Annotated in this window: 10 protein-coding genes; 8 read left to right on the forward strand and 2 right to left on the reverse strand. The window is 69.6% G+C overall.

All coding sequences use genetic code 11. The features are described from left to right. Nucleotides 1–29 precede the first annotated feature (29 nt). Nucleotides 30–683, reverse strand: a complete 654-nt coding sequence (locus tag AB0D59_RS10250; RefSeq protein ID WP_362563132.1) for a class I SAM-dependent methyltransferase — start codon at nt 681–683, stop codon at nt 30–32. Nucleotides 684–943: 260 nt separating this feature from the next. Between AB0D59_RS10250 and AB0D59_RS10255 the strand changes: the two genes are divergently transcribed. The 8 genes from AB0D59_RS10255 to AB0D59_RS10290 all read left to right on the forward strand — a co-directional run bounded on the left by AB0D59_RS10255 (nt 944) and on the right by AB0D59_RS10290 (nt 10,935). Continuing rightward, complete coding sequence (locus AB0D59_RS10255) at nt 944–2,161, forward strand: amidohydrolase (protein WP_362563134.1); 1,218 nt, start codon at nt 944–946, stop codon at nt 2,159–2,161. Between the two features lie 333 nt (nt 2,162–2,494). Further along, entirely contained in the window at nt 2,495–3,526 is a 1,032-nt protein-coding gene (locus AB0D59_RS10260) for a BMP family ABC transporter substrate-binding protein (protein ID WP_362563137.1), read from the forward strand. A 248-nt stretch (nt 3,527–3,774) separates the two neighbouring features. Further along, nucleotides 3,775–4,821 (forward strand): BMP family ABC transporter substrate-binding protein, encoded by a 1,047-nt coding sequence (locus AB0D59_RS10265; RefSeq protein ID WP_362563140.1) that lies wholly within the window; start codon nt 3,775–3,777, stop codon nt 4,819–4,821. A gap of 269 nt (nt 4,822–5,090) precedes the next feature. Then, nucleotides 5,091–6,806, forward strand: coding sequence for an ABC transporter ATP-binding protein (locus AB0D59_RS10270; RefSeq protein ID WP_362563533.1), 1,716 nt, complete (start codon nt 5,091–5,093; stop codon nt 6,804–6,806). Beyond that, on the forward strand, nt 6,803–7,924 hold the full coding sequence (locus tag AB0D59_RS10275; RefSeq protein WP_362563143.1) for an ABC transporter permease: 1,122 nt from the start codon (nt 6,803–6,805) through the stop codon (nt 7,922–7,924). The genes AB0D59_RS10270 and AB0D59_RS10275 overlap by 4 nt, the downstream gene beginning before the upstream one ends. Next, nucleotides 7,924–9,186, forward strand: coding sequence for an ABC transporter permease (locus AB0D59_RS10280; RefSeq protein ID WP_362563146.1), 1,263 nt, complete (start codon nt 7,924–7,926; stop codon nt 9,184–9,186). Before AB0D59_RS10275 ends, AB0D59_RS10280 begins: the two co-directional genes overlap by 1 nt. Further along, nucleotides 9,183–9,587 (forward strand): cytidine deaminase, encoded by a 405-nt coding sequence (locus AB0D59_RS10285; protein WP_362563149.1) that lies wholly within the window; start codon nt 9,183–9,185, stop codon nt 9,585–9,587. Before AB0D59_RS10280 ends, AB0D59_RS10285 begins: the two co-directional genes overlap by 4 nt. A 64-nt stretch (nt 9,588–9,651) precedes the next feature. Then, nucleotides 9,652–10,935, forward strand: a complete 1,284-nt coding sequence (locus tag AB0D59_RS10290) for a thymidine phosphorylase (protein ID WP_362563152.1) — start codon at nt 9,652–9,654, stop codon at nt 10,933–10,935. Nucleotides 10,936–10,942: 7 nt separating this feature from the next. On the opposite strand, the gene AB0D59_RS10295 is transcribed toward AB0D59_RS10290, so the two are convergent. Continuing rightward, nucleotides 10,943–11,863 carry an AEC family transporter gene (locus AB0D59_RS10295; protein WP_362563154.1) on the reverse strand — a complete coding sequence of 307 codons (921 nt, stop codon included), beginning with the start codon at nt 11,861–11,863 and terminating at the stop codon, nt 10,943–10,945. Between the last annotated feature and the right edge of the window lie 73 nt (nt 11,864–11,936).

The following is an 11,936-nucleotide window of genomic DNA, read 5'->3' on the forward strand; positions in this document are numbered from 1 at the left end:
TGCCTCCGGCCACCGCGCCCCCGGTACGGTCAGGGCTTGCGGGCCAGTACGAACGCCCGCGGCCACTTCTCCTCGTCCAGCGGCTCGCGGATCAGGGTGGCCGCCACCTCCAGGCCCGCCTTGGCGAGCATGTCGCCCACCGCGTACGCGGGGCGCCAGTAGTACTGGAGGTCGATCTCGTGGCCGAAGCGCTCGGTGAGGTGCAGGCCGGGTTGCTCGCCCTTCTGGAAGGCCAGCAGGACATGGCCGCCGGGGACCAGGACGCGGTGGAAGCCGGCGAAGGTCTCCGGGAGGCGGTCGTCGGGGATGTGGATGATCGAGTAGAGGGCGAGGATGCCGCCCAGGGTCGCGTCGGGCAGGTCCAGGGACGTCATCGAACCCCGGTGGAAGCGCAGCGCGGGGTGGGCCTCGCGGGCCAGGGTGACCATGGCGGGGGAGAGGTCGATGCCGAAGGCCGGGACCCCCAGCTCGTTCAGGTGCGCGGTGATGTGGCCGGGGCCGCTGCCCAGGTCGGCCACGGGGGCGGTGCCGTTCGCCTTCACCAGCTGGGCGAAGGCGGCGATCAGGGACAGGTCCACCGGCCGTTCGGGGAGGCCGGGGTAGGCGGCGGAGTAGTCCTTCGCGATCGCGTCGTAGGACGTACGGGTGGTTTCTATGAAGTCGGTCGTCTCCGAGTCCGTCACGGTCGCGCACGCTACCGGGCGGGCGTGCCACGCGTGGCGAAGTCGCTGTTCCGGCCCGGTTCCGTTTCGGTACGTGGACAGAAACGGCGTGATTGCCCTACGGCGTGGTATCCGTGGAAGAGGAAACATAGGTTTTACCCAGCCACGTCCGAGGTCATGCCATCGCGGTCAGATTTTCTTCCCCTAACGGGCTGAACTTTTGTTGATCTCGGGGCAGTTGACCCCCCGGGCGTCCTACCCTTCAGAGGGTGAACCAATTGATGTCCCTAGAGTCCGAGGCCGACCTCCCAGGGGATGTGCTCCCCGGCGTGCTCAGCGAGGAGCTGCACGCCGAACTCGTAGCGTTCCGGCGCGACCTGCACATGCACCCCGAGCTAGGCAACCAGGAGTTCCGCACCACGGCCGCGATCAAGGAACGGCTGGAGAAGGCCGGTCTGAGGCCGCGGGTGCTCTCCATGGGAACCGGGCTCATCTGTGACATCGGGCCCGAGGCCGACGGGCTGCCGGTGCTCGCCCTGCGCGCCGACATCGACGCCCTGCCGATCCCGGACATGAAGACGGAGTGCGCCTACCGGTCCACCGTGCCGGACCGGGCGCACGCGTGCGGGCACGACGTGCACACGGCCGTGGTGCTGGGCGCCGGGCTGGTCCTCGCCGAGCTGCACGAGCGGGGGCTGCTGCCACGGCCCGTACGGCTGCTCTTCCAGCCCGCCGAGGAGGTGCTGCCCGGCGGTGCCGCCGACGCCATCGGGTCCGGGGCGCTGGACGGGGTGGGGCGGATCATCGCCGTGCACTGCGACCCCCGGGTGGACGCGGGGCGGATCGGGCTCAGGAACGGCGCCATCACCAGCGCCTGCGACCGCATCGAGGTGGCGCTGGACGGGCCCGGCGGGCACACCGCCCGGCCGCATCTGACCACCGACATGGTCACCGCCGCCGCCCGGGTCGCCGTCGACGTGCCTGCGCTCATCGCGCGGCGCGTGGACAGCCGCAGCGGGCTCGCCGTGACCTGGGGGCGGATCGAGTCCGGGCACGCGCCCAACGTCATCCCCCAGCACGCCGAGCTCTCCGGGACCGTGCGATGCCTGGACCTGGCCGCCTGGCGGCAGGCGCCGGACGTGGTGCACGCGGCGATCGACGAGGTCGCGACCCTGCACCGGGCCAAGTCCGAGATCAACTACGTGCGCGGGGTGCCGCCGGTCGTCAACGACCCGGTGGTCACCGAACTGCTGCGGGACGCGATGACCGCCCGGCGCGGCACCGACTCCATCGAGACCACCGAGCAGAGCCTCGGCGGCGAGGACTTCTCCTGGTACCTGGAGCACGTGCCGGGCGCGCTGGCGCGGCTCGGGGTGCGGACACCGGGCGAGCGCACCGTGCGTGACCTGCACCAGGGTGACTTCGACGCCGACGAGCGGGCCATCACGGTCGGCGTGGAGCTGTTCACGGCCGCCGCCCTCATCGACGCCACCCGCTAGCGGGAACGGCGGCAGTCGTATCGAAAGGCTGGAGAAACGGTCATCTGGCCCCAGGGGACGTAGGCGCCCGATCGGTGCCCCTTCGTCCCCTTGTGTCACCCCGGTGTAACCCGCGATCCCTCCTTGTAACCCAGGGTCGGCACGGTTCGATAACGGCAATGAGAAACCCCGTTCCCCTTCCCTTCTACGCGCGTTACTGTGCGCCGAAATCGCCACCACAGGTGGCCGATTGGGGAAGCGGGCCGGTGACGGTGCCGTGGGGACGAAGGGGTGCTTGCTGTGCGTTCTGTCTCTAGGGGAATCTCTCGCAGGACGAGGGTCTCCCAAGCCGCGGTGACCATCGCCGTCATCGCCCTCGCCGCCACCGGATGCGGTAAGTCCAGCCAGGACAGTGGTGACACCGCCACCACCTCGTCCGGCAAGTACAACGGCAAGGGCATAGGCCTCGCCTACGACATCGGCGGCAAGGGCGACCAGTCCTTCAACGACGCCGCCTACGCCGGCTTCCAGAAGGCCGAGAAGGACTTCGGCATCGGCGGCTCGGACATCGAGCCGCAGGACGGCGAGTCCGACGCCGACAAGGTGCAGCGCCTCAGCACGCTCGCCAAGTCCGGCTACAACCCGATCATCGGGGTCGGCTACTCCTACGCGCCCGCCGTCAAGGAGGTCGCCGCCAAGTACCCGAACATCACCTTCGGCATGATCGACGACTCGACGATCAACGCGAAGAACGTCGTCGACATGGTCTTCGCGGCCGAGCAGTCGTCGTACCTCGCGGGTGTCGCGGCCGCCTCGGCCACCAAGAAGGACCACATCGGCTTCATCGGCGGCGTGGACATCCCGCTGATCCACACCTTCGAGGCCGGGTTCGACCAGGGTGCCAAGTCGGTCGACCCGAAGATCAAGATCGAGTCGCAGTACCTGACCCAGACCGCGGCCGAGGGCGGCTTCTCCAGCCCGGACAAGGGCAAGACCGCCGCCCAGGGGCAGATCGACTCGGGTGCCGACGTCATCTACCACGCGGCCGGTCTCTCCGGTCAGGGCGTGATCGAGGCCGCCGCCACCGCCAAGGTGTGGGCGATCGGCGTCGACTCCGACCAGTACGCGCAGGACGCGCTCGCCAAGTACAAGGACTACATCCTCGGCTCCGCGCTGAAGAACGTCGGCGGCGCGGTGTACGACCTGGTGAAGTCCGTCTACGAGGGCAAGCCCGAGACCGGTGTCGTCAACGGCACCCTCAAGACCGGCGGGGTCGGCTTCGCGGACACCAACCCGAAGTACAAGGCCATGACCAAGGTCGCCGCGGCCGTGGAGAAGGCCAAGCAGGACATCGTCGACGGCAAGGTCACCGTCAACACCAAGTGATCCGACATATATGTACGGCCGGGTGAGCCGGCCGTACACGGGTGCGGCCCCCCTGGGCGCCGCCGTTGCAGTCCCTGCGCCCCTTGCCTCCTGCAAGGGGCGCACTGCTGTCCGTCACCATGGACGGTGACTGTGGCCACAGCTAGATAACGGACCGGACATTGGGGGTTTTCCGGTTCGTCTACGCGCGTTACGCTGCCGCGGAACCAGCGCCTGGTTTGGGCGCTTGCACAAAGGAGTCAAGTTCCATGCGCCGGGTGTCCCGTATCGCGGTTGCAGGCGTTGCAACCGCAGCTCTCGCCGTCACAGTCTCCGCCTGTGGCAGCTCCTCCACCTCGTCCTCCACGAGCAAGGGCAAGGACCTCGGTCTGGCTCTCGCCTACGACGTCGGCGGCAAGGGCGACCAGTCCTTCAACGACGCCGCGACCGCCGGCCTGGACAAGGCCGACCAGCAGTACGGCTACAAGTCCACCGCCGTCGAGCCGCAGGACGGCGAGTCGGACGCGGACAAGGCGCAGCGCCTGGAGACCCTGGCCAAGGCCGGCTACAACCCGGTGATCGGCGTCGGCTACTCCTACGCGCCGGCCGTCAAGGAGGTCGCGGCGAAGTTCCCGAAGGTCACCTTCGGCATCATCGACGACAACACCATCAAGGCCGACAACGTCGCCGACCTCGTCTTCCACGAGGAGCAGGCGTCCTACCTGGCCGGTGTCGCCGCCGCCAAGGCCACCAAGACCAACACCGTCGGCTTCGTCGGCGGTGTGGACGTGCCGCTGATCCACAAGTTCGAGGCCGGCTTCGAGCAGGGCGTCGCGGACACCAAGAAGGGCGTCAAGGTCAAGTCGCAGTACCTGACCGAGACCGCCGCCGAGGGCGGCTTCTCCAGCCCCGACAAGGGCGAGAACGCGGCCGACGGTCAGATCGACGCCGGTGCGGACGTCGTCTACGCCGCCGCCGGCCTGTCCGGCCAGGGCGTCATCAAGTCCGCCGCCGCGCACAAGGTGTGGGCGATCGGCGTCGACTCGGACCAGTACAAGCAGGACGCGCTGGCCCAGTACAAGGACTCCATCCTCACCTCGGCCATGAAGGACGTCGCGGGCGCGGTCTACACCCTGGCCAAGTCCGTCCACGACGGCAAGCCGGAGACCGGCGAGATCCGCGCCAGCCTGACCACCGGCGGCGTGAGCCTGTCCGACTCCAACCCGGCCTTCAAGAACAACGCCGCCATGCAGGCCGCGATCAAGAAGGCCGAGGACGGCATCAAGAGCGGTTCGATCACGGTCAAGACCTCCTGACCCAGCGGTCATGACCTTGTCCTAGGCATGGTCAAAGGCGCGCCGTAATGGCAGCGTTACGGCCACGGAACGGGGTGCGGGCAGGATTTTCCTCCCGCGCCCCTGTCGTAGACCCGGATCCCGACGGGCTACGGCGGGGACCCACCCCGTTCGCGCGGCAGAATGCTCGGAACGGATCGAGAGTCAAAAAAGCTCGGTCAGGTCCGGGCACTATTTAAAGCAGGGGCGCTACGCGCGTAGAGCGGCCCCTTTCCCGAGGAGAGTGCGCCATCGACGCGTCCAGCAGCCCTCCGCTCACCGCAGAGACGACAGCCGCGGTCGAGCTGGCGGGGATCACCAAGCGATTCCCGGGTGTCGTAGCCAACCACGACATCCACCTGTCGGTCCGCAAGGGCACCGTCCACGCCCTCGTCGGTGAGAACGGCGCCGGCAAGTCGACCCTGATGAAGATCCTCTACGGCATGCAGAAGCCGGACGAGGGCACCATCGCGATCGACGGCGAGCAGGTCACCTTCTCGTCCCCGGCCGACGCCATCGCGCGCGGCATCGGCATGGTCCACCAGCACTTCATGCTGGCGGACAACCTGACGGTCCTGGAGAACGTCGTGCTCGGCAGCGAGAAGCTGTACGGCATCGGCGGCAACGCCCGGAAGAAGATCCGCGAGATCTCCGACCGGTACGGCCTCGGCATCCGCCCCGACGCCCTGGTCGAGGACCTCGGTGTCGCCGACCGGCAGCGCGTGGAGATCCTCAAGGTCCTCTACCGCGGCGCCAAGACCCTGATCCTCGACGAGCCCACCGCCGTCCTCGTCCCGCAGGAGGTCGACGCACTCTTCGACAACCTGCGGGAGCTGAAGTCCGAGGGCCTGTCGGTCATCTTCATCTCGCACAAGCTCGGCGAGGTGCTGTCGGTGGCCGACGACATCACCGTCATCCGCCGCGGTACGACCGTCGGGACCGCGATCCCCTCCGAGACCACCCCGCGCCAGCTCGCCGAGCTGATGGTCGGCAGCGAGCTGCCCACCCCGGAGACCGCCGAGTCCACGGTCACCGACCAGCCGGTCATCACCGTCCGCAACCTCACCGTCTACGCCGGCGGCGGCGCCTCCCTCGGCGAGCTCGGCGCGCAGCCCGAGACCGCGACGCCCGGCTCGGCCGGTGCCACGGCCGGCGCCGACGTGCTCACCGAGGCCACCACCCCCGGCGTGGCCAAGCGCGTCCTCGACGACGTCACCTTCACCATCCACGCCGGCGAGGTCATGGGCATCGCCGGTGTCGAGGGCAACGGCCAGACCGAGCTGATCGACGCGCTGATCGGCACCCGCAACGCCGACTCCGGCACCGTCGAGTTCCTCGGCGAGGACATCACCCCCTGGGCCACCCGCAAGCGCCGCGAACGGGGCGTCGGCTACATCCCCGAGGACCGGCACCGCCAGGGCCTGCTCCTGGAGTCGCCGCTCTGGGAGAACCGCATCCTCGGCCATGTCACCGAGAAGCCCAACGCGAAGGGCTTCTGGCTGGACATCAAGGGCGCCCAGGCCGACACCCGGCGGATCGTCGAGGAGTACGACGTCCGCACCCCCGGCATCGACGTCACCGCCGCCTCCCTCTCCGGCGGCAACCAGCAGAAGCTGATCGTCGGCCGGGAGATGAGCCACAGCCCGAAGTTCCTGATCGCCGCCCACCCCACCCGCGGTGTGGACGTCGGCGCCCAGGCGCAGATCTGGGACCGCATCCGGGAGGCTCGCCGGGAGGGCCTGGCCGTGCTGCTGATCTCCGCCGACCTCGACGAGCTGATCGGCCTGTCGGACACGCTGCGTGTGATCTTCGACGGAAAGCTGGTCGCGGACGCCGACCCGGCCACCATCACCCCGGAGGAGCTGGGCTCCGCCATGACGGGTGCCGCGTCCGGCCACCTGGAACACGTAGACACCGCCCCAGAAGGATACGAAGGCGCCGCTGGTCCGGAGGACGAGGCCCGATGAAGAAGTTCGACAAGGAGCGGGTGCTCCTCGCGCTGGCCGGCCCGGCCATCGCGCTCGTCCTCGCGATCGCACTGACGTCGATCGTGCTGCTCGCCTCGGGCCGCAACCCGTTCGAGCCGTACTCCCTGATGCTCCAGCAGCTGCCGTACTCGGACATCCAGGTGCTGATCATCAACCAGGCGGCGATGTACTACATCGCGGCCATCGCGGTCGCCCTCGGCTTCCGGATGAACCTGTTCAACATCGGGGTCGACGGCCAGTACCGCCTCGCCGCCGTGATGACGGCCGTGGTCGGAGCCAACATCGGCCTGCCCGCCTTCCTGCAGATCCCGATGCTGCTCCTGGTCGCCATGTTCACCGGCGCCTTCTGGGCCGGTATCGCGGGCGTCCTCAAGGTCACCCGAGGGGTCAGCGAGGTCGTCTCCACGATCATGCTGAACGCCATCGCCACCAGCGTCATCGGCTACGTCACCCTCGCCAACGTCTGGGGTGTCCAGGTCGGCAACAACATGACGACCGGCGACATGAAGAAGTCCGGCTGGTTCCCGGGTATCGACCTCGGCTCGGACGTCGGCGAGATCTACGGCATGGTGTTCGTCGCCATCGCCCTCGGCATCGCCTACTGGGTGGTCCTCAACCGCACCCGCTTCGGCTTCGACCTGCGCGCCACCGGCGCCTCCGAGTCCGCCGCGGCCGCCTCCGGCGTCGACGCCAAGCGCATGGTCCTGATCTCCATGCTGATCTCCGGCGCGGTCTCCGGTCTCGCGGGCCTCCCGCTGCTGCTCGGCGACACCCACACCTACAGCCTGAGCTTCCCGGCCGGCCTCGGCTTCACCGCCATCGGCATCGCCCTGCTCGGCCGCAACAACCCCGGCGGCATCGCCTTCGCCGCCCTGCTCTGGGCCTTCCTCGACAAGGCCTCGCCCGCCCTCGACTACGCGACTCCGGTGGCGTACGAGAAGGAGATCGCCACGATCATGCAGGGCCTGATCGTCTTCTCCGTGGTCATCTCCTACGAAGCCGTACGCCAGTGGGGCCTGCGCCGCCAGCAGCGCCAGGTCGGCGCGGAGCTCGCCGCGGCCGCCGCCCAGAACACCAAGAAGGAGGTGGCGGCCTGATGTCCACCGCGACCATCGCAAAGCCGCAGGCGAAGCAGCCCGGCAAGGGCGGCCGCCGCATGTCGCTCCCGGTACTCCTGCTGGTCATCGCGGGCGTACTGGTCCTGACCTCGGCCGTCCGCCTGATCACCGGTGCCGACGGCATCACCTCCACCGGCCAGATGTCCACCGCGCTGCGCCTGGCCGTGCCGATCGGCCTCGCCGGTCTCGGCGGTCTGTGGGCCGAGCGCGCGGGTGTCGTCAACATCGGCCTCGAAGGCATGATGATCCTCGGCACCTGGTTCGGTGCCTGGGCCGGCTACCAGTGGGGCCCCTGGGTCGGCGTGATCTTCGGCATCATCGGCGGCGCGCTCGGCGCCCTGCTGCACGCGATCGCGACCGTCACCTTCAACGTCAACCACATCGTCTCCGGTGTGGCCCTGAACATCCTCGCCCTGGGCGCCACCCGCTACCTCTCGAAGTTCACCTTCGAGGACGCCCCCGGCGGCTCCTCCAAGCAGTCCCCGCCGATCGACTCGCTCGGCACGTTCAGCGTGCCAGGCCTGTCCGACTGGCTGAACACGCTCAACGAGAAGCACTGGTTCCTGATCTCGGACATCGGGGGCCTGGTGGGGGGTCTGCTCACCGACCTCTCCCCGCTGACGGTCATCGCCGTCGCCCTCGTCCCGATCACCTGGTGGGTGCTGTGGCGGACCGCCTTCGGTCTGCGCCTGCGCTCCTGCGGGGAGAACCCGGTCGCGGCCGAGTCCCTCGGCGTCAACGTCTACAAGTACAAGTACATCGCGGTGATCATCAGCGGCGGCTTCGCCGGTCTCGGCGGTGCGTTCCTGTCGATCGTGGCGTCGAACGTCTACCTGGACGGCCAGACGGCCGGCCGCGGTTACATCGGTCTCGCCGCGATGATCTTCGGCAACTGGATGCCGGGCGGACTGGCGCTCGGCGCGGGCCTGTTCGGCTACACCGACAGCCTCAACCTGCGCGGCGGCACGGTCAACGTGCACGCGCTGATCCTGCTGCTCGCGATCCTGCTGGTCTTCGGCGCGGTCTACCTGGCCTGGCGCAAGAAGTACGTCCCGGCCGTCATCACGATCGTCATCTCGGTCCTGATGTTCATCTGGTACGCCTCCACCAACGAGGTCCCGCGGCAGCTGGTGACCGCGACCCCGTACCTCGTCACCCTGCTGGTGCTCTCGCTGTCCGCACAGTCCCTGCGGATGCCGAAGGCGGACGGCCTGCCGTACCGGAAGGGACAGGGCAAGTGACGACCGTCGCCGCCGGCTTCGACTGGGAGGCCCTGCGGGCCGAGGCGCGGGAGGCCATGTCCCACGCCTACGCGCCGTACTCCGGCTTCCCGGTCGGGGTCGCCGCACTGGTCGACGACGGCCGTACGGTCTCCGGCTGCAACGTGGAGAACGCGTCGTACGGCCTGGGCCTGTGCGCCGAGTGCGGACTGGTCTCCCAGCTCCAGCGCACGGGCGGCGGCCGGCTGACCCACTTCACCTGTGTGGACGGCACGGGCGGCCTGCTCGTGCCGTGCGGCCGCTGCCGCCAGCTGCTCTACGAGTTCGGCGGCCCGGACCTCCTCCTGGACACCCCGGAGGGCGTCCTGCCCCTCTCCGAGATGCTGCCCCAGGCCTTCGGGCCGGCCCATCTCACCAAGTAACTCCCGTACGGCCCCTCCTCGTCGGGAGGGGCCGTACGCTTCGCAATGCTTCGAAGGGAACGTCATGGCCATGGACGCCATCTCCGTCATCCGCACCAAGCGGGACCGCGGTGAGCTCAGCGACGAGCAGATCGACTGGGTCATCGACGCGTACACCCGTGGCGAGGTCGCCGACGAGCAGATGTCGTCGCTCGCGATGGCCATCCTTCTCAACGGCATGAACCGCCGCGAGATCGCCCGCTGGACGGCGGCGATGATCGCCTCCGGCGAGCGCATGGACTTCTCCTCCCTGTCCCGCCCGACCGCCGACAAGCACTCCACCGGCGGCGTCGGCGACAAGATCACCCTGCCGCTCGCCCCCCTGGTCGCGGCCTGCGGCGCGGCCGTCCCCCAGCTCTCCGGCCGGGGCCTCGGCCACACCGGCGGCACCCTGGACAAGCTGGAGTCGATCCCCGGCTGGCGCGCCCTGCTCTCCAACGAGGAGATGCTGTCGGTGCTGGACGGCACGGGCGCGGTGATCTGCGCGGCCGGCGACGGCCTGGCCCCGGCGGACAAGAAGCTGTACGCGCTGCGCGACGTGACCGGCACGGTCGAGGCGATCCCGCTGATCGCCTCCTCGATCATGTCCAAGAAGATCGCCGAGGGCACCGGCTCGCTGGTCCTGGACGTGAAGGTCGGCAGCGGCGCGTTCATGAAGACGATCGAGGACGCGCGTGAGCTGGCCGCCACCATGGTCGGCCTCGGCACCGACCACGGCGTGAAGACGGTCGCGCTCCTCACCGACATGTCCACCCCCCTGGGTCTCACGGCGGGCAACGCCCTGGAGGTCCGCGAGTCGGTCGAGGTCCTGGCCGGCGGCGGTCCTTCCGATGTCGTCGAACTGACCCTCGCCCTGGCCCGGGAGATGCTCGACGCGGCCGGCCTGAAGGACGCCGACCCGGCGAAGGCGCTGGCCGACGGCTCGGCGATGGACGTCTGGCGCCGGATGATCGCGGCCCAGGGCGGCGACCCGGACGCGGTGCTCCCGGTGGCCAGGGAGCAGCACGTGATCAAGGCGCCGGCCTCCGGTGTCCTCACCCGCCTGGACGCGTACGGCATCGGCGTCGCCGCCTGGCGCCTGGGCGCGGGCCGCGCCCGCAAGGAGGACCCGGTGCAGGCGGGCGCGGGCATCGAGCTGCACGCCAAGCCCGGCGACGCGGTCACCGCGGGCCAGCCCCTGCTGACCCTGCACACCGACACCCCGGAGCGCTTCGAGTACGCGCTCCAGTCGGTGGAGGGCTCGTACGACATCGCGGCGGCGGGCACCGAGTTCACGGCGTCCCCCGTCGTGCTGGAACGCATCGCCTGACGATCCGTCACCCCAGCAGCGCCGCCACCACGACCAACACCGGTACCGCCAGCACCGTCGACAGCAGGATCGAGTCCCGGGCCAGTTCCTCGCCGACGCGGTAGGTGCTGGCGTAGGCGTAGAGGTTCTGGGCGGCCGGTAGCGCGGACGTCACCGTCACGTCCAGCAGGGGCGCGCCGTGCAGGTCGAAGACCGCTGACGCCAGGGCCCAGGCGATCAGTGGCTGGCCCACCGACTTGAGGGCGACGGACAGGAACACCGGGTGCCGGTCGCGGCCCCGGCCGGGTGGGGTGCTGCCGTGCAGGGAGATGCCGAACGCGAGCAGCACCGCCGGGACCGACATGTTGCCGATCAGGGTCAGCGGGTCCATCGCCGGGCCGGGGAGGCGGATGCCGAGCGCCGAGACCAGGACGCCGGCGAGGGAGCCGACGGCTATCGGGTTGCGGAGCGGGGCGAGGAGCCGGCGCCACCAGGGGCCCTTCTCGCCCATGCCCGACAGGTCCAGGATGGTCAGGGCGACCGGGGTCACGATGACCACCTGGAAGAGCAGGACCGGGGCCACCAGGGACGCGTCGCCCAGCACGTACACCGCGATCGGGATGCCGAGGTTGCCGGAGTTGACGTAGCTGGAGCACAGCGCACCGATGGTGGTGCGCCCCACGCCCCAGTGGCGCCCGACACCCACCGCCACGAACGCGCCCGCTGCCGCCGCCGTGCTCAGGGCCGTCACCAGGAGGCGGCTGGAGAAGATCACCGCCAGGTCGGCCTTCGCGAGCGTGGTGAAGAGCAGCGCGGGGGAGGCGACGTGGAAGGCCAGCTTGGTGAGGACCTCGCGGCCGTTGACCCCGAGGTGGCCGCCGCGGCCGAGGACGTATCCCACCCCGATGACGATCGCGATGACCGCGAAGCCGCTCAGCACCCCCTGCACGGGGCCCCCTCGCGGGAGAGGAGACCGTCGGGTGGGCAGGGCTTCGCTGATCCGTGGGACATGCAGCTAACCC

Source organism: Streptomyces sp. NPDC048417 (genome assembly GCF_040651615.1).
Classification (GTDB): Bacteria; Actinomycetota; Actinomycetes; order Streptomycetales; family Streptomycetaceae; genus Streptomyces.